Origin of the sequence: Erythrobacter sp. THAF29 (genome assembly GCF_009363635.1) — a bacterium.
GTDB lineage: Bacteria > Pseudomonadota > Alphaproteobacteria > Sphingomonadales > Sphingomonadaceae > Erythrobacter.
The window spans coordinates 1984662-2006962 of sequence record NZ_CP045392.1; the positions used below are offsets into that span (position 1 = coordinate 1984662).

Sequence of the window (22301 nt, forward strand, 5' to 3'; positions counted from 1 at the left end):
TGCTCATTGGTGGGTCTCGATATGGTCGGGAGAGGTAGGCGGATTGCCGAGTTTGGCGACGCGGCGGTGATGGCGACCATTGGGATCGCCGGCATCGGCAAATTCTGTATTCAGAAATGTAGCTACGCAGCTCTTCGCCATTTCGATGCCCAGCAGCCGGGCGCCCATCGCGATGCAGTTCGCATTGTTGTGTTCGCGGGCGAGGGCGGCCGAGAGTGGTTCGGAAACAAGCGCGCAGCGCACTGCCGGATGGCGGTTTACACTGATCGAGATACCGATCCCGCTGCCGCACAGGGCGATGCCGAATTCAACAGTGCCATCGGCAATGACATCGGAAAGTTTGTACCCGTAGTCGGGATAATCGACGCTCTCGCCCTCACTGGGGCCAAGGTCGGCGACTTCATGTCCTTCATCGATCAACCATTCGGCAAGCTCTGCCTTGAGGTCGGTCGCAGCGTGATCGGAGGCTATGGCAATGCGCATGGCGCCTACATAGGGGCGTGCAGCGATTCTCTCCACCCCGAAGAAGGCGCTTTTCTACGATCAGGTTGGCTGTGTGACAGCGTATTTCGGGCAATCGGACCGACAAACACCGTCGTGCGACCATTCAGGCGGTCGCCATAGATAAGCTAGCTTGTCCTGCCAGCGCGCAGCGGTATCCATCCGGTCTTTCAACTGTTTCAGCCCGGCAAACTGCGCGGTGAAGGGATTGTTGTCATAGACCCGTTTGACAAGGCCCGGATCAGGCTCTTCTTCGATGTAGGCCACTGACCCAAACAGCCGGTCGAACAGCAGCGTGACCTGACTGTAATTGCGGTCGATATACTGCGGTTGGTTGGCGTGATGAACCTTGTGCATCTTGGGTGTCATCAGCACTCGGTCGATCCAGCCGAGGCGTGGAACCCAGCTCGCATGGTTCCATATACCGAAGGCGTTGGTGAGAACGCTCACCGCGATGAAGATGATCGGCTCGACACCTATCAGAGCGGCCGGAAGGGCGAACAGGGCCTTCAGCTGCCCGTCGAGCACGAAACCGCGCGCCGCGGTCGAATGATTGAACTCGTTCGAAGAATGGTGGATTGCGTGAAAAGCCCACAACAAGCCGATACGGTGACCCAAGCGGTGATCCCAGTAGTACGCGAATTCGTGCAACAGGAACGCGAGCGGTAACGCGATCCAGAGCGCCAGACTATCAAACAGCCTGAATTCCTCGAAGACCAGAACATAGAACGCGAGCGGCACGAGAATTGCGAAGATCAGATTCAGAACGCTCGATATGAGATTGAGACCTACCGAGCACCACGCATCCGCGCTGTTGTACTCGCGTCGTTTCCATAGATACCAAAGCCGCTCTGCAACGATGCTGCCGAAATATACTCCACCCAGGATCCAGAGCGCCGCTGGACCGCCTATGAACTCGAGGGCTGCCTTGAGGTTTTCCATGGGCTCAGGTTGTCTCTGCGGGCTCGTCCTTCTTTTTCCGATGTTCCTCGAGACGATTGAGCAATTCTCGCTGAGCCGGGATCAGCTTCTCCATGCTCTCGTCCATGTACGCCTGATTGGCGTCGGCAAAACCGGGTTCACCCATGACCTGAGGCATCAGGTCGAAGAATTGCTTGCCACTCGGCGTCTCCACGAAAGCAAGGATATCGCGCAGTTCCTCTTCCGAAAACAAACTCGCATAGGCTTCGGCCATACCGTCCATGATCGCAGGGATATGCTTGGCGAGAATAACCTTTGATTCTGCAGTGTATTTGTCGATCCAGTCGTCGAGGATCTTTATAGCTTCCGGATCATCGGAGGGGAGGTATGGACCAAGCGATTTGCGCAGCTGCACGATGGTCTGGTCCATAGGCCCATGGAAAAGAGCCTCGCGAGATTCCTTGGGATAGCCGATCTCGACGATCTGTGTTGCAAGTGCGAGCATAGCCGGATCGATTGGCTCTGACTGCTGGCTGGTCTCGGAAGCTGCGATCCGCGCTGGTTCCGGGTCGTTTGCAGCCGCGGAAGAGAGGGGCGTTGCAAGAAGGCAGCCGATCAGGGTGAGCGAAGCGGTCTTGGTGTGGGGCATTTGCTGACCCTGACGCGACGACGTGCATTGCGCAACCTTCGTTCGACCAACGGCGCAAGTTTATGGCTTAAACCGTTTCTCTAGCGCAGCTTTTTAGCGACCCACTTCCAGAGTTTTTCGACTTCTTTCGCTGCTTTCCCATCTGGGTCGATCTCGGCAGCGGTTTCTCCTTTGCCCGACGAGCGGTGAAATGCTGCGCGGTCGCCCAGGGTAACCGAACACATCTTCAGGCCCATGTCCTTGGCTGACTTCTTCGCTTCGTCGGTGAGCACTGTGGCGCCTGCGGGAACGGAATTGAGCACCACCCAAGCAGGCTTCTTTGCAAAGTTCACCAGATCGGCAATGGGTTCCAGCGCATGGAGATCGAATGCGCGCGGACGCGAGGGAATGAGTACAATGTCCGCTGCTTTGATCGCCTCGCGCGCGGCGGCATCGGCGTGTGGCGGTGTGTCGATGACGATAAAGTCGACGCCGTTCTTCTTGGCGCTCTCGATGGTGCGACCGAGACGGGCAGGGGGACTGGTGACGACCACGGGCAGGAAATCGCCGCGCCAATCGGACCACGCGGCAGCGGTCGCCTGCGGATCGGTGTCCACCACGCAGCTTTCATGTCCCGCTTGCGCCGCGCGCGTGGCGAGATGGACGGCGAGAGTGGTCTTGCCGGAGCCGCCCTTTTGGCTGACGATGGCTATAGTCGGCATGATATGCGCCTCTCATTGTTGCAGTGCAGCATATGTCAGGAAGCGCGATGGTCTGCAATCAATTCCCGAAGGTCAGAGAGCCCGGATTCGGCATTGGTTTTGCTTCGATTGCACGCATGATCGAGAGCACCGTGCGTGCGGAAGTGAAGACGACGACGAGGAGCAAAACGACACCAAGACCGAACATCCAGAACGGCGCATTCGTCTCGACCGTCGCGATAATCATCGCGGGCACCAGCATAACGAACGCAGCAAAGCCGATCCAGAACGTGCGTATGAGAAACTCGAAGTGACTCGCCTCCCACGCTTCGTGCTCGCGCGAGCGAAAGAGGTAGGCTAGCGCGACGCCCACGAGGACTGAGAAGCCGGTCCAAAGGCCGAGAATGAACAACACTCCAACCACGAAAGGACGGTTGGCGAGCAAGGGTATCTTGCTCGAACCGTCTTTCGCATGCGTTTTTTCTTCCACTACTGATCGAGGAAGGAGCGCATCTTGCGCGAACGGCTCGGGTGCTTGAGCTTCCTCAGTGCCTTTGCCTCGATCTGGCGGATGCGTTCGCGGGTCACCGAGAACTGCTGGCCGACTTCTTCGAGCGTGTGATCGGTGTTCATCCCGATGCCGAAGCGCATGCGCAGCACGCGCTCCTCACGCGGAGTGAGCGATGCAAGCACGCGGGTGACGGTTTCCTTGAGGTTCGCCTGGATCGCGGCATCGACCGGGATGACGGCGTTCTTGTCCTCGATGAAATCCCCCAGATGCGAATCTTCCTCGTCGCCGATTGGCGTTTCGAGGCTGATTGGCTCCTTGGCGATTTTCATCACCTTGCGAACCTTTTCAAGCGGCATTGAGAGGCGCGCGGCCATCTCTTCCGGCGTCGGCTCGCGGCCTTCCTCGTGGAGAAACTGGCGTGATGTCCGCACAAGCTTGTTGATCGTCTCGATCATATGGACCGGGATGCGGATCGTGCGCGCCTGGTCGGCGATCGAGCGGGTGATCGCCTGCCGGATCCACCACGTCGCGTACGTGCTGAACTTGTAGCCGCGGCGGTACTCGAATTTGTCGACCGCCTTCATCAGGCCGATATTACCTTCCTGAATAAGATCAAGGAATTGCAGGCCGCGATTGGTGTACTTCTTGGCAATGGAGATCACGAGACGCAAGTTCGCCTCGACCATTTCCTTCTTCGCGATACGCGCTTCGCGCTCGCCCTTCTGCACCATGTTGACGATGCGACGGAACTCGGGAAGGGCCATGCCGGTCTGCGCGGCTATGTCCGTAATTTCGGCGCGGATACGGTCGATGGCGGCTTCTTCCTTCTCGAGGAAGGCGGCCCATTTCTTGTCCTTCTTCGCCCGCTCTTTGATCCAGGCATCGTCGAGCTCATTGCCGACATAGCCGTTGAGGAAATCGATGCGTTTGATCTTGTGACGTTCGGCAAGGCGCAGCATCTGGCCGCCCAAAGCGGTCAGGCGGCGGTTGAAGGCGTAAAGGTTGTCGACCAGGAATTCGATCTTGGTCGCGTGGAACTGCATGGATTCCACCTCGGCGGTGAGTTGTTCGCCGAGACTCTCGTATTTCTTTTCCTTCGCTTTCGGGAATTCCTTGCCGGCAGCGAGCGTTTCAACACGCTCGGCCTGGAGCTTCTCGAAAGACTTGAACAGCTTTGTGATGCGCGCGAAGCGTTCGATTGCTTCCGGCTTTAGCGCAGCTTCCATCTGAGCGAGCGAGAGGGTGTTATCTTCCTCTTCTTCCTCCTCCTTCTTGGAGCCATCTTCGCCGTCTTCACCGTCGGCGTCATCGTCGCTGTCAGTATCGTCATCGTCGACGATGGTCGGACCGGCGGTCTCTTCCGAAATCTCGCCATCGTCTTCCTCGTTTTCTTCCTCCATCTTGTCGGGTGGAGGTTCTTTCGAGAGCATGGCGTCGAGATCGAGGATTTCGCGCAGCTGCATATCCTCGGCGTTCAAGGCCTCGGACCACTGGATGATGGCGTGAAAGGTGATCGGGCTTTCGCACAGACCCATGATCATCATGTCGCGGCCGGCCTCGATCCGCTTCGCGATGGCGATTTCACCTTCGCGGCTGAGGAGTTCGACCGCGCCCATTTCGCGCAGATACATGCGCACCGGGTCATCGGTCCGTTCCCCGGTCCCGGTCTTCTTGGTGGCAGCGGTCTTGGTTTCTTTTTTGACCTCTTTCTTTTTGCCATCATCGCCGACGGACATTTCCTCGACTTCGGCTTCCTGCTCGGCCTCGGCCTCGGCCTCTTCGTCGTTCTCTACGATCTGGATACCCATTTCCGAGATCGCGGTCTGAATGTCCTCGATCTGATCAGGGCTCATCTCGCCCGAAGGCAGGGCTTCGTTGAGCTCATCGTACGTGAGATAGCCCTTCTTTTTGCCCTTGCTCATCAGCTTCTTCACTGTTGCCTCGTTGAGGTCAATCAGCGGAGCGTCTTCGCTATCCTGTTTGGTTTTCTTCTTCGCGGTAGAGGCCATGTACCAAAATCAATCCGTTGTGCGGTGCGCGTCGGTCAGCTGTCCGACGAAACCGAATTTTCATCCCTGGCCGTGTCCGAACCGGCCTTCTTGCGCCCGAATGCCTTCAGGCGTTCATCAACTGTCATGAGCTGTTGCCGTAAGCGGGCCTGCTCGGCAAAGGATCCTTCCGGGTCCTCATCGAACCTCGCAATCGTCGCCGCCATGGCGGCTTCGAGCGCTGGTTTATGAGCCAGCAACGACACAGCTTCGGCCAGTTCCTCGCGCGCTTCACCGGGTGGTGTGCCTTCTCGAAGGAAGGCGTAACGATTGTCTACCGGTGGGGCAGGAAAGCCTTGCTCGGCAGATATGGCGGTTTGAATGCGCGAATCAAGCGTTTCTGCAAGTTCTATCAGCGATTCGATTGCAGGTGCGGCAGATTGGTCATGCCGCGCGAGTTCGATGAGCGCTTCGGAATGGCGGGAAATCTCGCCCGGATGGCGCACCAGACCAGCAATGACGGCGCCGAGAAGATCGGATCGTTGGCCGCCCGACATTGATTTTTGAAGTGTAGAGCGCGCGCCGTTAGAAAGCGTTTTCGGGGCGGCTGCGGGGCCTCTCCACGGACCACGTTTTGCTTGCTGGCGTGGTGGGTAGGCGAAGGCTGAGAACCGGTCGAGCAGGTCGCGGCGATAGAGCGATTGGATGTCGGGATCGCCGATAGTGTCGACGTGTTCCATCAGGCGCTTCTTGAGGCCTGCCTTGGCCTCCGGGCTCTCGAGCGGCATCGCGTCGCGTTCGAATTCCCAAAGCGTGTCGAGCAGGCTCTTGGGCTCGGCGAGCAGTTTTTCCATCGCACCAACGCCGCGGTCATTGATGAGGTCATCCGGGTCCATGCCGCTCGGCAAGCGCACGATCGAAAGCGATCGCATCGGCGCGAGCATTGGCAGTGCGCGGGAAATCGCGCGCATCGCTGCGCGCTGGCCGGCGGCATCGCCGTCAAAGCATAGCACTGGCACCTCTACCATGCGCCAGAGCATTTCCAGTTGCATTTCGGTCAGTGCAGTGCCCAGCGGTGCTACCGCATCCTTGATCCCTGCCTGCGCGAGGGCGACAACGTCCATGTAACCTTCGACCACCACCACACGGCCAGTCTGACGCGAGGCAGGCGAAGCGCGGTGGAGGTTGTAGAGCGTGCGTCCCTTGTCGAAGAGCGGTGTGTCCGGCGAGTTCAGGTACTTCGCAACACCGTCTCGGTTTTCGAGAATGCGTCCGCCAAAAGCGATGACCCGTCCGCGGGCATCTTGGATCGGCAGCATCACGCGACCACGGAAGCGATCGTAGGTTGTCCCATCGTCGGTGCGGATCCGCATGCCCGCCTCGACCAGCATGTGGTCCTCGAAGCGGGGAAGAGCGGTGGGCAATGCCTGCTTGCTTTCGGGCGAGTATCCGAAGCCAAACTCCCGCAGTGTCTCGGGCTTCAGTCCGCGCCGGTTGAGATAGGCGAGCGCCTCCCGCCCGGCGCTCCCGCGCAATTGTTCGACGAACCAGTCCTGTGCCTCGGTCGTCACGTCGATCAGTTCGGCACGCTTTTCCGCGCGCTTGGCTGCAACCGGATCGGGGGCAGGAACCTCCATTCCCGCTTCCGCAGCAAGCTCCTTGATCGCGTCGATGAAGGATAATCCACGCTGCTCGGTCATCCAGCTGATGACGTCGCCGTGCGCGCCGCAGCCGAAGCAATGGTAGAACTGCTTTTGGTCATTGACGTAAAAACTGGGTGTTTTCTCGTCATGGAACGGGCAGCACCCTTTCCATTCGCGCCCCGCTTTGGTGAGCTTGTCGGTGCGCATGATCACGCTCGAAAGCGTTATGCGGGCGCGCAGCTCGTCCTTCCATTGCGGAGTGATTGTCATGCGCTGCAAAGTGCGCCGCGCACGCCGATCATTCAAGCGGTGATGTCAGCCGTCTGTGGAGGAAGCTGTGCACGCATTGGTCGCAGCGGGGTTTTCGGCGGGATAGGGGCCTTCGCCGGTTGCGGTCACACCATTCGCGCGGATCGAATATACGGGCGAGGGGCCCGCTGGAGGGAGGGTCGAGCGCCAGTAAAAGGTAATCGGTTCGGCATCCTCCCACTGATCGCCTCCATCGCCTGCATTGACCGTCCAGAAGATCTGCCCGTCCATTTCGCAGGAGACGACTACGTTCACGCTCGTACCTGCCGCTGCTGCGACTTCCGCCGAAGAGTATCCAGCTTCGCCGGTAAATCCATAAGCGGGCGCGGTCATCATGAAGCCGGCTGCGGATTCCACGTCGACGTCATCAGTGCCGGTTCCAGCACCAGAGCGCGGATCCATGTCTTCACCCGGATAGACGATGTGGACGTAGGTGTAGACTGTGCCCTCCGGCGCGGTGGACGGATCGCATTCTTCCATGCCCGCGGGGCAGGCGACGTAAGATGTGATATCGGCGAGGATGCCCGCTTCGTTGGAGAGGCTGGTCTTTACCTCGGTGCCCTGTGGCCCGACAATCCTTGCGCCAAGTTCGAGATCGGCGAAATCGCCCGGCTCGATCGCTCTTGAAAGAGCCTCTACCTCGCCATCGGTTGTTGCCACGTCGAGGTCGTTTGGAACCGCGTCCAGATCGTCATCGATCCGCTCGCCGACCGGATCGCCGCAGGCGGCAAGAAGAAGGACGGGCGCAATCAGGAGCGGGCGATAGGTCATGGGCGGTGTTCCCCTCAAAAGCTGCTTTTCACCAAGGCGCTGGCCTTGCTCATATCGATTACAGCGCCGTACCTGCCTTTGAGTTCCGCCATCACTCGGCCCATGTCCTTGATGCTCGATGCACCGATGTCCGCTTTGATCTGCTCGATCGCGGCCTTTGTTTCCTCCTCGCTCATCATCTGCGGGAGAAACTCCTCGATTACGGCGAGTTCGGCCCGTTCCTTGTCGGCGAGTTCTTCGCGGCCACCGTCAACATACATCGTTATCGATTCGCGACGTTGCTTCGCCATTTTCTGCAGCACTTCGGTGACCAGATCGTCGTCGTTGATTTCCTTGGCGCTGGTCCGTTCGGCAATGTCGCGGTCCTTGATCTTTGCGCTGATCTGGCGGAGCGTGGCGGTCCGTTCCTTATCGCCCGCCTTCATCGCGGAAATGGTTGCGGCTCTTATGTTGTCACGGATCATGGTTTCGCTCTTGCTGAGATCATAGTTGTGGATGGATAGGCTTATGGGTGCGCTCTAACGCATTGCGAGCGTGCCGCCTAGGTTGACGAGGGCCACATCCGCGCCTAGCGGGTGAGACTTAGCGACATTGCTGGAAACACCTGACTCGGAGAGCCCCACATGGCCCTATCCGCCGCCACACCTGCGCAGCCGAAAGGCGCGACGGGTTGCCTCGTTCTGGCCGATGGCACCGTCATATGGGGCAAGGGCTTCGGCACAACCGGAAGCGCGGTGGGCGAGGTGTGCTTCAACACGGCTATGACCGGTTACCAGGAGGTGATGACCGATCCCTCCTATGACAGCCAGATCGTCACCTTCACCTTTCCGCACATCGGCAATGTCGGTGCGAACGAAGAGGACGTGGAGAGCCGGGGCTTGGGCGCAGTCGGTTGTATCGTGCGCGAGGAAGTGACGCCGCATTCCAATTTCCGCGCACGCGACGAGTTCGTCGAGTGGATGAAGAACCACGGCAAGATCGGTCTGTCCGGGGTCGATACCCGCGCGCTTACCCGCAAGATAAGGCTGGAAGGGGCCCCCAACGCCGTAATCGCGCACGAGCCCGGCGGCAACTTCGATGTGCCCGCGCTTTTGAAACAGGCACAGGAATGGTCAGGCCTCGAAGGCCTGGACCTCGTGCCCAATGTCTCGCGCACCGAGAACGAGGACTGGCGCGGCGGGCACTGGCAACTTGGCTTGGGTTATACCGAGAGCAATGCGGAGCGCCCGCACGTCGTTGCGATGGATTTCGGCGCGAAGGACAACATTTTCCGAAATCTCGTGAAGGCGGGCGCCAAGGTCACGGTGGTGCCGGGACGCAGCACTTTCGAAGAGATCATGGCCTTGAAGCCTGATGGAGTTTTCCTGTCCAACGGTCCGGGCGATCCGGCCGCGACCGGCGAATATGCCGTGCCCGTGATCAAGCAACTGCTCGATGTCGACGTACCGCTGTTTGGAATCTGCCTTGGCCACCAGATGCTGGGCCTTGCGGTGGGTGCGAAGACAAGCAAGATGCACCAGGGCCACCGCGGCGCGAACCACCCGGTCCAGCGCGTCGGGGCAGGGTGGGGCGACTCGCAGGGGCTCATCGAGATCACAAGCATGAACCACGGCTTCGCAGTCGACGCCGACACGCTCCCGCCTGAGGTCGAGCAGACCCATGTGAGCCTCTTTGACGGCTCCAATTGCGGCATCGCGGTGAAGGGCAAAAAGGCCTTCGGGGTGCAGTACCACCCGGAGGCATCGCCCGGTCCGCAGGACAGCTTCTATCTTTTTGAGAAGTTTATTGGGGGGCTCTCGCCAGAATGAAGCGCTCCGCAATTCTTTTCTTCGTGTTGATCCTTCCGGCATGTTCATTGTTCGACAACAGTGATCCGCGCGAAGGCAGCGAGAGTGCGGAGGCATGCTACTCGCGCGTCCTCGGTACGATGTTGGATAAGACGCGCAACGAACTCGCCGAAAGCGACGGGCTTCTTGTTCCGACCTACACTTACGATGTCACCAAGATGGACCTCGACGACATGAAATCGCTGCTCGTGACGGGGAGCGACGAGACTGCTGGATCGCGCGGGATGGCATCGACTAACCAAAGCGACGCCGCGGTCGAGGCTTTCATGGCGCAATCGGTCGATGAAAATGGTGCGTTTTTCCTCGGTCGCGATCCTGCTCTTTACCGCGTTCGCGGTGAACCGCGCGTATTCGATGAAATCATTCCTACGGGGTGCGAACGCCAGCTTCCGGGGATGCGTCTCATCGCCATCTCATGGCAGCCTGCACCGCCATCCGAACAAGCCTCTCCTGACGATCCCGATAACGAGAACGCGAACTGATGCCAAAACGCACTGACATTCAATCCATCCTCGTCATCGGCGCAGGCCCGATCATCATCGGGCAGGCGTGCGAATTCGACTATTCGGGGACGCAAGCGATCAAGGCGCTGAAAGAAGACGGGTACCGCGTCATTCTCGTAAACTCCAATCCGGCGACGATCATGACGGATCCCGAGTTTGCCGACGCCACCTATGTCGAGCCGATTACGCCCGATATCGTGGCCAAGATCATCGCGAAGGAAAAGCCTGACGCGCTGCTGCCGACTATGGGTGGGCAGACGGCTCTCAACTGCGCGCTTAAGCTCGACGAGATGGGCGTGCTCGCTGAGCACGGCGTCGAGATGATCGGCGCCAAGGCCGATGCCATCGACAAGGCGGAGAATCGCCAGCGGTTCCGTGAGGCAATGGACAAGATCGGCCTTGAAAGCGCGCGGAGCGGCATTGCCAACACGATCGAGGAAGCGCGCGCGGTGCTCGAGCGGACCGGCCTTCCGGCGATCATTCGCCCTAGCTTCACACTCGGCGGTACGGGCGGGGGGATCGCCTATAACACCCAGGAATTCGAGCGGATTGTGCGCGAGGGTCTCGACGCATCGCCGACCACCGAGGTACTGATCGAGGAATCTCTGCTCGGTTGGAAGGAGTACGAGATGGAGGTCGTCCGCGACAAAGCGGACAATGCTATCATCATCTGCTCGATCGAGAACGTCGATCCGATGGGCGTGCACACGGGGGATTCGATCACTGTCGCTCCGGCTCTGACGCTGACCGACAAGGAATACCAGATCATGCGCACAGCAAGCATTGCGGTGCTGCGCGAAATCGGTGTGGAAACCGGCGGGTCGAATGTGCAATTCGCGGTCAACCCCAAGGACGGGCGCCTGATCGTGATCGAGATGAACCCACGCGTTTCACGTTCTTCGGCACTCGCTTCCAAGGCAACCGGCTTTCCCATCGCGCGCGTCGCTGCGAAACTCGCGGTCGGCTATACGCTCGACGAGATCACCAACGAGATCACCGGCGCGACACCTGCCAGTTTCGAACCGACGATCGACTACGTCGTCACCAAGATCCCTCGCTTCGCCTTCGAGAAGTTCAAGGGCACCGAGCCGCTGCTCGCCACCGCGATGAAATCGGTCGGCGAGGTCATGGCGATCGGGCGTAACTTTCAGGAGTCGATGCAAAAGGCGCTGCGCGGCCTCGAAACCGGGCTAGACGGGTTCAACCGCGTGCCCGAGCTGGAGGGCGTTGCAAAGGACGTCATCACAGCCGCGCTTTCGCGCCGTACGCCCGACCGTTTGCTGAAGGTCGCGCAGGCATTTCGCGAAGAGCTGACGGTCGAGGAAATCCACGCGGTCACAGGCTACGACCGCTGGTTTCTGCGCCAGATTGAGGCGATTATCTACGAAGAGCGGATGATCGACCATAACGGCCTGCCGCGCGAGGCAGCAGAACTGCGCCGTCTCAAGGCGATGGGCTTTTCCGACAAGCGGCTTGCAACGCTCGCAGTCCGTTCGGTCGGTGTTGCGGGCGGTATGGCCGAAACGCAGGCAAAGCGCTCGGGTCTGCTCCACGATGCCTTACAGGCGATGGCCGGGGCGACGAGCGAGGAAGAGGTGCACAAGCTTCGCCACAAGCTTGGCGTCTATCCGGTGTTCAAACGGATCGACAGTTGCGCCGCCGAATTCGAGGCGATCACACCGTATATGTATTCGACCTACGAGGCGCCGACCTTCGGCGAACCCGAGGACGAGGCACAGCCCTCCGACCGCAAGAAGATCGTCATCCTCGGCGGTGGCCCAAACCGGATCGGGCAGGGCATCGAGTTCGATTATTGCTGCGTCCACGCCTGCTTCGCGCTTGCCGAGCAGGGCTATGAAACCATCATGGTGAATTGCAACCCGGAGACGGTTTCGACCGATTACGACACTTCCGATCGTCTCTATTTCGAGCCGCTCACCGCCGAAGACGTGCTCGAGATCCTGCGGGTCGAACAATCGACCGGCGAGCTGGTCGGTGTGATCGTCCAGTTCGGTGGCCAGACACCGCTCAAGCTTGCGCAGGCGCTTGAGGATGCGGGCATCCCGATCCTCGGTACCTCGCCGGATGCGATCGATCTGGCCGAAGACCGAGAACGGTTCGCGCGGCTCGTCAACAAGCTGAAGCTGAAACAGCCTGACAATGGCATCGCTTACAGCCGTGACGAGGCTGCAGCCGTCGCCGCGCGGATCGGCTACCCCGTGTTGCTGCGCCCATCGTATGTCCTTGGTGGCCGCGCAATGGAGATCGTCGATTCCGAAGCGCAGCTCGATGACTACATCAAAACCGCGGTGAACGTATCGGGCGACAGCCCGGTGCTCGTCGACCAATATCTGCGCGATGCGATCGAGTGCGATGTCGATGCGCTTTGCGATGGCGACGAGGTCCGCATTGCCGGTGTCATGCAGCATATCGAAGAAGCAGGCGTGCACTCGGGTGACAGTGCCTGCACGCTGCCGCCCTATTCGCTGCCGGACGAAATCGTCGAGGAAATGGAACGGCAGGCCGAGGCGCTGGCTACCGCGCTCAAGGTCCGGGGGCTGATGAATGTCCAATTCGCGGTGAAGGACGGCGAGGTCTACCTCATCGAGGTGAACCCGCGCGCGAGCCGCACCGTGCCCTTCGTCGCCAAGGCGATCGGACAACCTGTCGCCAAGATCGCAAGCCGGGTAATGGCGGGCGAAAAGCTCGCCAATTTCGAGCCTTTCAAGCGCGATCTGCCCTACATGGCGGTTAAGGAAGCGGTGTTCCCGTTCAGTCGTTTTCCCGGCGCGGACCCGGTTCTGACGCCCGAAATGAAATCGACCGGTGAGGTGATGGGTATCGACAAGACTTTCCCTGCCGCATTCCTCAAATCGCAGATGGGGGCGGGAATGGTCCTTCCGCGCACCGGAACGGTGTTCGTTTCGGTCAAGAACACCGACAAAGACGTCATCGTTCCGGCGGTGAAAACGCTGATCGAGCAGGGTTTTCATGTTATCGCGACTGGCGGAACGCAGAAGTTCCTGAGCGAGCAGGGCCTCAAGGTCGAACACATCAACAAGGTTGCCGAAGGTCAGCCACACATCGTCGACAAGATCATCGACGGTGAGGTCGATTTGATCTTCAACACGACCGAAGGCTGGCAATCGCTGCTCGACTCGAAATCCATCCGCGCGACGGCTCTTGAAAAGAAGGTTCCGTACTACACAACCGCCGCCGCTTCGCTTGCCGCAGCCAAGGCGATTGCGGCAGTAAAACCGGATCAGCTTGAAGTCCGCAGTTTGCAAGACTATTATAGCTGAGAAATACAGACGTCCTTCCCGACATTTCGTTGATTTACAGCCGCTTCATGCGAGGTGGGTGCACTCGAAATGACGCAATTCGCGGCCGGGTAGGGCCTAGATTGGAAAGTAATGGGAATGGCAACGATGGAAAAGGTTCCGATGCTCGCTGAGGGGTACGAGCGTCTCACTGCGGACCTCAAGACCCTGCGCGAAGAACGCCCGCGCATCGTCGATGCGATCGAGGAAGCACGTGCGCATGGCGATCTTTCGGAGAACGCCGAATACCACGCTGCCAAGGAACGCCAGGGCCAGGTCGAAGCTCAAATCGGCGATCTGGAAGACAAGATCAGCCGCGCGCAGATCATCGATCCCAAGACGCTATCGGGGGACAAGATCATCTTCGGCGCGACAGTTACCCTGCTCGACGAAGACGACAAACCGGTCAAGTACCAGATCGTGGGCCAAACCGAGGCGGATGCAGCGAAGGGCCGTATCTCCTATTCCTCGCCGCTCGCGCGTGCCATGATCGGCAAGCAAGTCGGCGAGGAAATCGAGGTCACTGTGCCTTCGGGCGATAAGTTCTACCTCGTCGACAAGATCGAATTCATCTGACTTATTCTGGTGAAGCCGCTCATGCGAGGGGCTTTTCCATCGCATAGTTGTGAATCGCGATACCGTCGATTTCAAATTCTCGGCGGTGCTGCAATGCATATCCCGCTCGCTCGAATACGGGACGGGCGAGTTCGCTTGCTTCGGTGTAAAGGCGAGTAATCCCCTCCCGACGTGCGTGTCGTTCTGAGAATCCGAGCAAATCGTCTGCCAATCCGCGCCGAGTGTGATCAGGGTGGCAGAATAGCATGTCCAAGTGCCCGTCGGGCTCCAGAAGCGAATAGGCCACCGCTAAATCATCATGGTCGGCAGCGACCAGAATATGGGAGCCGCCGCGTGCGCGTTCGAGAAATCGCCGCGGCCCTGGATGGCGTGCCGCCCATGCATCGACCTGTTCCGAAGAGTAATGTCGCGCGCCGACCGCGCGAATGGCAGCCAGGGTGATGTCTGCAAGTGCCTGGGCGTCTACTTCTGTGAATTGGCGGACTGTGTAGGCCATTTTGTGCAAGGCCCGTCTAATCAGGCGTCGGGCGTAAGCAGCTTGTGAATATGGACGACGACATATTTCATTTCGGCATCGTCGACCGTGCGCTGCGCCTGCGCGCGCCAGGCATCAACGGCATCTTCGTACGAACTGTAAACGCCTACGACGTGAAGGCTTTCTGGATCCTTGAACTCGTGTCCGCGCGGATCGGTTACGCGCCCGCCCATAACGAGGTGGAGGCGCTGTTTCGGAGTTGTTTCTTCCATTATCTTCGTCCTTGGGGAGGAGTTTCTCGAAAATCAGCGCGCCCTTTAGCCTATGCGTGGCAAAGGGCAAACCCGGTGCAAATCATCGCACCGGTGTTTCTCGTTCAGTTTGTGACCCGCCCTTTGAGATCGCGAACAGCCCGACCCGCGCGGCGCCGGGTGCGTCGTGTAATCGTGCGGCCTTTGTCGATTGCGCTTCCGGCATAGTATTCCGCATCACGCCGCACTTCGCGGGTTTTGGCACTGGTGCTGTCACCGATATCTTCGAGTTTGTCATGACCCTTGCGACCAGCATCCATCACATCGTCGATCAGCTTGATACCATAGGCCACCAGCGCATCGGCGAGTAGGGTACCGAACCGGCTCGCCTGCTTGACCGAGGCGTTCTTTGCGACGTTTGCGGTTCCCTTCGCTGCGCTGTTAACGGCGTTGACGGTGCCCGTCGCAGCGTTACGAGCCGCACGGCGACCCGGTTTGGTCGCGAGGCCGATAGCAAGGCCGATCGCAATGGCTCCGCCAAGCACCGTAAACGGGCGTTCCTTGACAAAATCCGTTGCCTTCCCGGCTGCTTCCTTGGCCTGATCGGCGAATGTACGCTCGGCAATGCGGCGCTCGCTTGCTTCGATCTTGGCGCGCAGTTCATCGCGTTTGTCGGCGATCGCGGGAGGAGTGTTGTCGTTATCAGTCATCATCTTCTCCGGGAGGTAGTGGGGGAGGGGGACTACCGGTGGTTTCTAGGATCGCGTCACCACCGCCTTCGTTGTCTGTTTCCAAATCTGGGTCTGCGAAGCCGAGCATTTCCATGATCGGTCCGCGTGAGAGCCACAGGAGTATCGCACCGATGAGCGCGGCGATAATGCCACGATTGTCTTCGGCGGTTTCGCTTGCCTGCTCGAACACGTCGCGCGCACCGTCACCAATGCGATCCACGATCCGTTCGGCAACGCCTTTGCCCGAGAAACTCTCCTTGGCATGTTCGAGGTCGGCGAGGAAATTCGCCCTTGCCGCATCGCGCAGAGCACGATCTTCGAGGAATTGCTGCCAGAGATCGCTCATGTCGATGAACCGTCCTCGCCAGAACTGAACAGGCTGCCGACCATTTCACCGCTCGCCTTGGCTTTCATAACGAGGATGGCGGTAACCAGCAGGAGCATACCGACAACGATGGCGATCGCGCCCCAGATCGTGACCAGTGGTTCAAGAGCTATGACGAGACCCACCGCTAGGGCAAGCACCGCGATGTGAAGCGTGATTAGCGCGACCGCCGCAAATGCAATCGCCTTGCCGACGCCGCGCCCGGCAAGTTTGCCGCGGGTTTTCTGGAAAGCGATCTCGGCTTCGGCATATGTCCGGCCATCATCGATGAGTGCAACGATCTCGTCGACGAGACCCTCATCGTAGCCCTCGTTGTCGCTGTCGACTGCCTGATCGACAAGGGGGGGCGTGCCGGTATCGGCTGAATCCGACGGCGGCAGGGCATCATGCTCCGCCGCGGCCGGATTTTCCTCATCACGCATTCACAGCCCCCCGGATGTCTTTGCTTCAGCCGCGTCCGCCGCGGAACATCCGCGCGATGAGGAATCCAGCAACCGCAGCGAGACCAACGGCAACGCCGGGGCTTTTGCGCACGAATTCGCGAGCGTCCTCGCCGATCTCATCGACGCTTTTGGCATCGAGCTTTGCCGAAGTCTCGGCAAGGCTGCGCGAAGCCTTACGGGCATAATCGCCGTACTGCTCTCCAAAACGCTCATCGAGCTCGGGAGCGGTGTCTGCGATGACTTTACCGATTGACGCGATGCCGTCACTCGTGGCGTGCTTCGCATCGGTTGCGAGTTCGCCAGCGCGTACTTTGGCCTTTTCGCCATAGGCTTTCGCTTCGCCGACAAGGTCGTCACTGCGGGTCTTGGCCTGTTCGCGATATTCGCCTGCACGCACATTCGCTTCTTCGCGCAGCGCTGCGGCGCCTGCCTTGGCCTCTTCCAGCGCGGCATTAAAGCGACTTTTCGCTTCATCGGCCGGCTTGGCGGACGCGGCAGTTTTCTTCGGGGATGCCTTCTTCGGTCCGCTCGACTTGGTGGTCGAGCCTTTGGCCGAGCTCTTGGCAGGAGTCTTGGGTGTATTCGTTGTAGCCATGATGTTTCTGATAGCCCTCCAATTGTCTGCTTTTCCAGTTGGAAATTGCGGGGTTGTCGTTTCTGAATCAACGCGCCTTGCGCCCGCTTGTTCCGGCGCATAGGGGGTTCCGGAAAAGAAGGTTGGCGCGCGCCCTGATCCGTCGCGGAACCGGGTGTATTACACCTATACAACACATTTGCATTGGAGCCAAGCATGACTGCGATTATCGACCTGCACGGACGCGAGATTCTCGACAGCCGTGGAAATCCCACCGTCGAAGTGGACGTGTTGCTCGATGATGGAAGCTTTGGCCGCGCCGCAGTGCCATCGGGCGCGTCGACAGGTGCGCACGAAGCGGTCGAACTGCGCGATGGCGACAAAGGGCGATACAAGGGTAAGGGCGTGCTGAAGGCCGTCGAGGCGGTCAATACCGAGATCCGCGACCTGCTGATCGGGGCCTTCGATGCCGAGGACCAGCGCGATATCGACCTCTCCATGATTGCGCTCGATGACACTCCCAACAAGGGACGGCTCGGCGCCAACGCGATCCTCGGTACCAGTCTTGCAGTTGCCAAAGCTGCTGCGAATGCGCGCGGATTGCCGCTTTACTCATATCTCGGCGGTGTTTCGGCGCATGTCCTGCCGGTGCCTATGATGAACATCATCAATGGCGGCGAGCACGCAGATAACCCGATCGATATTCAGGAATTCATGATCATGCCCGTCGGCGCAGACAGCCTTGCCGAGGCGGTGCGCTGGGGCTCCGAGGTGTTCCACACCTTGAAGAAAGGCCTGTCGGACAAGGGGCTTGCGACTGCGGTGGGCGACGAAGGCGGTTTTGCCCCGGACCTCGCCAGCACGCGCGCGGCGCTCGATTTCATCATGGCGTCAGTGGAACAGGCCGGCTTTGCGCCGGGCGAGGATATTGTGCTCGCACTCGACTGCGCCGCGACCGAATTTTTCAGGGACGGCAAATACGAGATTTCCGGCGAAAACCTCAGCCTCGATGGGGCGGGGATGGCCGATTACCTCGCGAGGTTGTGCGACGACTATCCGATTATGTCGGTCGAGGACGGGATGAGCGAAGACGATTTCGAGGGTTGGAAGGCTGTAACCGATACAATCGGCGATAAGGTCCAGCTGGTCGGTGACGATCTGTTCGTCACCAATCCGGAGCGCCTCTCCGATGGAATCGAGCGCGGGCTGGCTAACTCGCTCCTGGTGAAGGTCAACCAGATCGGAACGCTTACCGAGACACTCGCCGCCGTCGATATGGCGCACCGTGCACGCTATACCAGCGTGATGAGCCACCGCTCAGGCGAGACCGAGGATGCGACCATCGCCGACCTAGCTGTGGCGACCAATTGCGGGCAGATCAAGACCGGCTCGCTCGCACGCTCGGACCGTCTCGCCAAGTACAACCAGCTTATCCGCATCGAAGAGGAATTGGGCGACAGCGCAGTTTATGCAGGGCGGGGTTGCTTCGGCGCGCTCTCTGGCTGATCGATCCAGCGCATTGTCAGGGAGCGAAGCCGACTTCATCGAAATAGCGGTCCATCGCTTCCAGCCCCTTGGCTGAAAGACGAACCAGCACACGCCGCTGGTCTTCGGGATCATGCTCGCGTGCGACCAGACCAGCCTCGCTGAGTACACCGAGCCACCTCAACCCAGTGGTCGATGGCGATGCCGACCCGATGCATGCGCTCGACACTGAGACTGCTTTTCCCTCCGCCTCGGCAACATAGAGATCGAGCAGGATGTCCCAAGCGGGTTCTCCAAACAGTTCGGACGTACCAAAGATGCCGTCGCGCTTGCGCCGATTGTCGTAGATTGCCCGGGCAATTCGAGCGTTTTTTTGCCTGATTTGCTCTCGCGTGTCGGCGCGGTTCGGCTTTGCGGACGTCGTTTCCTGGAAGGCTTTGCTGTCTCCCGGCGCGCGACGGTGATCCCGCGCTTGCGGACTGTCATGGTCGCGCAACTGTTCCGCTATTGCGGAGAGCTGCTGGGCCAATCTGTCGAGATCAAGTGGCGCGTCAGCGACCTCTTGAGAAATCGGTGCGATTTCGGCGGGCAGCCGGGGAGCGCCCGGCTTACCCATTGCAGTCCCTCTCTTCGACAACGACGATCCGATGATCCGAGGCAACAGGGTTTTTGCACCCAACCGGGCTTTCAACCGCGTGTCGGACATGGCGTGCCAATCTCACGTACGTCACAGCGCCCCCTTGCAAAGGCGCCGCAGCGTGGAGTTGAAATGCTGCACCGAACGCCTCGATGCAGGCCTTCTAACCAGCTGACTATGCTAACGCATTACGCACTAATCCCTACTGTGGGATTTTGATTGTGGAGAAGATCCTGTCCGATCTTTGACCTGACAAAGCATCGAAGGATCGAAAGCGCCGAGCGAATTGTCGTTCACTATCGCAAGGTTCGATCTCAATTGCTCTATCGCGGCGTTCACATGGATAGCAGCGATACCCGCCCCAAGGGCGTCGAGCCTTTGGAGCTCGCTCTCCAACGCGTAGATTATGGCCTGGATTTCCCAAGCCTTCGATTGCGGCTGTTCGTACATTGAGGCGTCCATTCTCGCCAAAGTGATGCGATCCTAATTTCTGCCCCCAATGATCCTGTGAGCGGCGAGGGCCCTTTTACAACAGCCTTATGAATTTCTGTATGCGTAGAAATACCTATCCCGGCGCGCGGGTCAGCGACCGAAGCGTTCGCCCAACGCTAGCAATGCCAGAGCAGCCTTGGCCGCTTCCCCTCCCTTGTCCTTTTGCGATGGGTCGGCACGCACGATTGCCTGTTCCTCGTTTTCGACTGTCAGGATGCCGTTACCGATTGGTATGCCGTCCATGGTCAATGCCATGATCGCGCGCGCGCTTTCGCCAGCGACGATTTCGAAGTGGTAAGTCTCTCCCCGGATCACCACGCCAATTGCAACGAAACCGTCGAATTCGCCACTTTCGGCAGCGAGTGCGATGGCTCCCGGTATCTCGAGCGCACCGGGTACAGTCAGCACTTCGACCTCGTGTCCTTCCGCTTCAAGCGCAGCCCTCGCACCTGCGACGAGCATATCATTAAGGTGCGCGTAGAACCGCGCTTCGACGATGAGGAAACGAGCCATGTGGGTGGTTACTCCGGGATGGATTTGAAGTCGGTAATGCTGATGCCGTAGCCTTCCACAGCCACGAGGTCGGGCCGCGAATTGGACAGCAGGATCATATCGTGGACGCCGAGGTCGGCAAGGATCTGCGAACCGATCCCGATATTGCGGATTTCCTCGTCCTCGCTCCATTCGCTTTTGCCGATCCTGCTGGTCAGGATAACGATCACGCCAGAACCGTGATCGCCGATCGCACCCATCGCGCGCTGCAAAGTGCGCTTGCGCGGGCCTGGTTGACCGAGCAGGTCGTCGAATACCGAGATGGGATGGACCCGTGCGAGGGTGGGCTCTCCAGGCGTCACATGGCCTTTTTGCAGAACATATGCCTGACTGTTCTCGACACGGTTGCGATAGGTGATCAGCCGCCACTGGCCTCCGTAATCGCTCTCGAAACTGCTCTCATCGATACGTTCCACGAGGTGGTCGTTGCGCATGCGGTAGGCGATAAGATCGCGAATGGTCCCGATCTTGAGGTTGTGCTTCCGTGCGAATGCGATGAGGTCGTCGAGCCGGGCCATCGTCCCGTCTTCGTTCATGATCTCGCAAATTACGCCTGAAGGGTTGAGGCCTGCTAGACGCGAGATATCGACGGCAGCCTCCGTGTGACCTGCGCGGACAAGAGTTCCCCCGTCGCGCGCCATCAGCGGGAAGACGTGTCCAGGCGTGACGATATCGTCCGCGCCCTTTGTCGCATCGATCGCAACCGAGACTGTGCGCGCGCGGTCCGCTGCGGAAATGCCGGTGGTCACGCCTTCTTTCGCCTCGATCGAGACTGTGAAGGCGGTTTGCATGCTTTCCTTGTTGTTGCGGGTCATCGGTTCGAGTCCGAGCTGCTCGCAGCGTGCCTTGTCGAGTGCAAGACAGATGAGACCGCGACCGTGCGTCGCCATGAAATTGATCGCAGCGGGCGTTGCCATCTGCGCGGGAATAATCAGGTCGCCCTCGTTCTCGCGGTCTTCGTCATCGACGAGTATGTACATGCGACCGTTGCGTGCTTCATCGATAATCTCCTCGATCCCGACCAGCACAGGCGTATCATCATTGGCGTCGAGGAAGTTCTGGAGCTTCGAAAGTGTTTCGGCAGTGGGATTCCAGTCGGGTTCGGCCGCATCGCGCAGGGTGTTGGCATGAAGCCCCGCGGCCCGGGCTAGGCCGGCCTTGGTAAATCTGCCCGATGCGATTAGGTCGCGGATTCGTGTGATGAGCGATGTGTTCATAAGGGCCACCTATCACATCATAATGTGATTGCAAGTACACCTTGCAGTTCACACACAGCGCAGTGAGGTCACCGCAACCGTCGATGCGGGCGCTCAACAAGTGCGGTATCTGGACAGACCGAGGCTGAAAATTGGTGGACGCACTAGGGTTCGAACCTAGGACCCGCTGATTAAGAGTCAGCTGCTCTACCAACTGAGCTATGCGTCCATACCGATCGAAACATCGGATTTTCGTGACTTCGAGGCGTCAACGACAGCGTCCCGAATCACGTGAGGCGCTGCATATAGCGTGCGCTTCGCAGATGAAAAGGGGTTATGCGGCGTTGCGCCTTGCGATCTGGGCGAGGCTGACGCGCATCGCATCATCGAGAATTACCGTTGACTCCAGCGCGTCGTGGACGTCGTGCTCGATCGAAAGGAGGTTGGCGCGCTCCAGCTCAGCCACAACCTTCAACGCCTCGGGCTGGGTGAGCTGCGTGATCTTGTGCAGCTGGCGAAGGGTAGTTGCCTCACCCGCGCTGGCCCTTGCGTGAATTGCTTGCGCCACAAGAATGGCATCTGCGACAAGCATTTCCCGCTCGCTTTCCACGGACGACCTGTTGCCGGAAAATCGGCGATAGAAAGATGCCGCGCGAGCGCGCATTCCGAACATTGGTCGACCCTCGAATGATGTAACCTGGTGCCTGACGACAGTTCCCTGAAAAAGGGGGGAGAGAGGGGCCTGCCGTCAGGACTTACGCGTTCAACTATGCTGCTCGTTTGGACGGCAGCGTACGACCCGAACGCGGGCGCTCTTGCGAGCAACCTTGCAACTATATGGCCTGACCTTACGTAAACGGA

General features: G+C 59.3%; 24 protein-coding genes and 1 tRNA gene. 5 read left to right on the forward strand and 20 right to left on the reverse strand.

The window, feature by feature from the left end; all coding sequences use genetic code 11:
* Window positions 1–3: 3 nt before the first annotated feature.
* From FIU90_RS09570 to FIU90_RS09610, 9 genes are all read right to left on the reverse strand, one after another.
* Window positions 4–483, reverse strand: a complete 480-nt coding sequence (locus tag FIU90_RS09570) for an RpiB/LacA/LacB family sugar-phosphate isomerase (protein ID WP_152434537.1) — start codon at window positions 481–483, stop codon at window positions 4–6.
* A gap of 60 nt (window positions 484–543) precedes the next feature.
* On the reverse strand, window positions 544–1443 hold the full coding sequence (locus tag FIU90_RS09575) for a sterol desaturase family protein (RefSeq protein ID WP_152434538.1): 900 nt from the start codon (window positions 1441–1443) through the stop codon (window positions 544–546).
* A gap of 4 nt (window positions 1444–1447) precedes the next feature.
* The gene (locus FIU90_RS09580; RefSeq protein WP_152434539.1) at window positions 1448–2071 is read right to left on the reverse strand and encodes a DUF2059 domain-containing protein; all 624 of its coding nucleotides are present in this window, start codon (window positions 2069–2071) and stop codon (window positions 1448–1450) included.
* 80 nt (window positions 2072–2151) lie between these two features.
* On the reverse strand, window positions 2152–2772 hold the full coding sequence (gene parA / locus FIU90_RS09585; RefSeq protein ID WP_152434540.1) for a ParA family partition ATPase: 621 nt from the start codon (window positions 2770–2772) through the stop codon (window positions 2152–2154).
* 58 nt (window positions 2773–2830) lie between these two features.
* The gene (locus tag FIU90_RS09590; RefSeq protein ID WP_152434541.1) at window positions 2831–3241 is read right to left on the reverse strand and encodes a hypothetical protein; all 411 of its coding nucleotides are present in this window, start codon (window positions 3239–3241) and stop codon (window positions 2831–2833) included.
* Window positions 3241–5271, reverse strand: coding sequence for an RNA polymerase sigma factor RpoD (gene rpoD / locus FIU90_RS09595; RefSeq protein WP_152434542.1), 2031 nt, complete (start codon window positions 5269–5271; stop codon window positions 3241–3243). The genes FIU90_RS09590 and rpoD overlap by 1 nt, the downstream gene beginning before the upstream one ends.
* A gap of 35 nt (window positions 5272–5306) precedes the next feature.
* On the reverse strand, window positions 5307–7163 hold the full coding sequence (gene dnaG / locus FIU90_RS09600; protein WP_152434543.1) for a DNA primase: 1857 nt from the start codon (window positions 7161–7163) through the stop codon (window positions 5307–5309).
* A 45-nt stretch (window positions 7164–7208) separates the two neighbouring features.
* Window positions 7209–7973: a hypothetical protein gene (locus FIU90_RS09605; RefSeq protein ID WP_234029481.1), complete on the reverse strand. Its 765-nt coding sequence runs from the start codon at window positions 7971–7973 to the stop codon at window positions 7209–7211.
* Window positions 7974–7987: 14 nt separating this feature from the next.
* On the reverse strand, window positions 7988–8437 hold the full coding sequence (locus tag FIU90_RS09610) for a GatB/YqeY domain-containing protein (protein ID WP_152434544.1): 450 nt from the start codon (window positions 8435–8437) through the stop codon (window positions 7988–7990).
* 159 nt (window positions 8438–8596) lie between these two features.
* On the opposite strand from FIU90_RS09610, the gene carA reads away from it, so the two are divergent.
* The 4 genes from carA to greA all read left to right on the forward strand — a co-directional run bounded on the left by carA (window position 8597) and on the right by greA (window position 14219).
* Window positions 8597–9781 carry a glutamine-hydrolyzing carbamoyl-phosphate synthase small subunit gene (gene carA / locus FIU90_RS09615; protein WP_152434545.1) on the forward strand — a complete coding sequence of 395 codons (1185 nt, stop codon included), beginning with the start codon at window positions 8597–8599 and terminating at the stop codon, window positions 9779–9781.
* Complete coding sequence (locus FIU90_RS09620; protein ID WP_152434546.1) at window positions 9778–10302, forward strand: hypothetical protein; 525 nt, start codon at window positions 9778–9780, stop codon at window positions 10300–10302. The genes carA and FIU90_RS09620 overlap by 4 nt, the downstream gene beginning before the upstream one ends.
* Complete coding sequence (gene carB / locus FIU90_RS09625; protein WP_152434547.1) at window positions 10302–13625, forward strand: carbamoyl-phosphate synthase large subunit; 3324 nt, start codon at window positions 10302–10304, stop codon at window positions 13623–13625. The genes FIU90_RS09620 and carB overlap by 1 nt, the downstream gene beginning before the upstream one ends.
* Window positions 13626–13742: 117 nt before the next feature.
* Complete coding sequence (gene greA / locus FIU90_RS09630) at window positions 13743–14219, forward strand: transcription elongation factor GreA (RefSeq protein ID WP_152434548.1); 477 nt, start codon at window positions 13743–13745, stop codon at window positions 14217–14219.
* A 19-nt stretch (window positions 14220–14238) separates the two neighbouring features.
* Here the strand turns inward: greA and FIU90_RS09635 are convergent, their stop codons facing one another.
* From FIU90_RS09635 to FIU90_RS09660, 6 genes are all read right to left on the reverse strand, one after another.
* Window positions 14239–14715, reverse strand: a complete 477-nt coding sequence (locus FIU90_RS09635) for a GNAT family N-acetyltransferase (RefSeq protein WP_152434549.1) — start codon at window positions 14713–14715, stop codon at window positions 14239–14241.
* A gap of 20 nt (window positions 14716–14735) precedes the next feature.
* The gene (locus tag FIU90_RS09640; protein ID WP_152434550.1) at window positions 14736–14966 is read right to left on the reverse strand and encodes a DUF4170 domain-containing protein; all 231 of its coding nucleotides are present in this window, start codon (window positions 14964–14966) and stop codon (window positions 14736–14738) included.
* 104 nt (window positions 14967–15070) lie between these two features.
* Window positions 15071–15655, reverse strand: coding sequence for a hypothetical protein (locus tag FIU90_RS09645; RefSeq protein ID WP_152434551.1), 585 nt, complete (start codon window positions 15653–15655; stop codon window positions 15071–15073).
* Window positions 15648–16022, reverse strand: a complete 375-nt coding sequence (locus FIU90_RS09650) for a hypothetical protein (protein ID WP_152434552.1) — start codon at window positions 16020–16022, stop codon at window positions 15648–15650. Before FIU90_RS09650 ends, FIU90_RS09645 begins: the two co-directional genes overlap by 8 nt.
* Entirely contained in the window at window positions 16019–16483 is a 465-nt protein-coding gene (locus FIU90_RS09655) for a phage holin family protein (protein ID WP_152434553.1), read from the reverse strand. Before FIU90_RS09655 ends, FIU90_RS09650 begins: the two co-directional genes overlap by 4 nt.
* Window positions 16484–16508: 25 nt before the next feature.
* A complete protein-coding gene (locus FIU90_RS09660) occupies window positions 16509–17099 on the reverse strand; it encodes a hypothetical protein (protein ID WP_152434554.1) in 591 nt (196 codons plus the stop codon).
* Between the two features lie 195 nt (window positions 17100–17294).
* Between FIU90_RS09660 and eno the strand changes: the two genes are divergently transcribed.
* Entirely contained in the window at window positions 17295–18584 is a 1290-nt protein-coding gene (gene eno / locus FIU90_RS09665; protein ID WP_152434555.1) for a phosphopyruvate hydratase, read from the forward strand.
* Between the two features lie 16 nt (window positions 18585–18600).
* Here eno and FIU90_RS09670 read toward each other — a convergent pair whose 3' ends face one another.
* From FIU90_RS09670 to FIU90_RS09690, 5 genes are all read right to left on the reverse strand, one after another.
* Window positions 18601–19179, reverse strand: a complete 579-nt coding sequence (locus FIU90_RS09670; protein ID WP_152434556.1) for a winged helix DNA-binding protein — start codon at window positions 19177–19179, stop codon at window positions 18601–18603.
* A 603-nt stretch (window positions 19180–19782) separates the two neighbouring features.
* Window positions 19783–20205, reverse strand: a complete 423-nt coding sequence (gene ribH, locus FIU90_RS09675) for a 6,7-dimethyl-8-ribityllumazine synthase (protein ID WP_152434557.1) — start codon at window positions 20203–20205, stop codon at window positions 19783–19785.
* Window positions 20206–20213: 8 nt separating this feature from the next.
* Window positions 20214–21461 (reverse strand): 3,4-dihydroxy-2-butanone-4-phosphate synthase, encoded by a 1248-nt coding sequence (gene ribB / locus FIU90_RS09680; protein WP_152434558.1) that lies wholly within the window; start codon window positions 21459–21461, stop codon window positions 20214–20216.
* 132 nt (window positions 21462–21593) lie between these two features.
* Window positions 21594–21669 (reverse strand) — tRNA-Lys (locus FIU90_RS09685).
* Between the two features lie 105 nt (window positions 21670–21774).
* Window positions 21775–22032, reverse strand: a complete 258-nt coding sequence (locus tag FIU90_RS09690; protein WP_152434559.1) for a hypothetical protein — start codon at window positions 22030–22032, stop codon at window positions 21775–21777.
* Window positions 22033–22301: the final 269 nt, after the last annotated feature.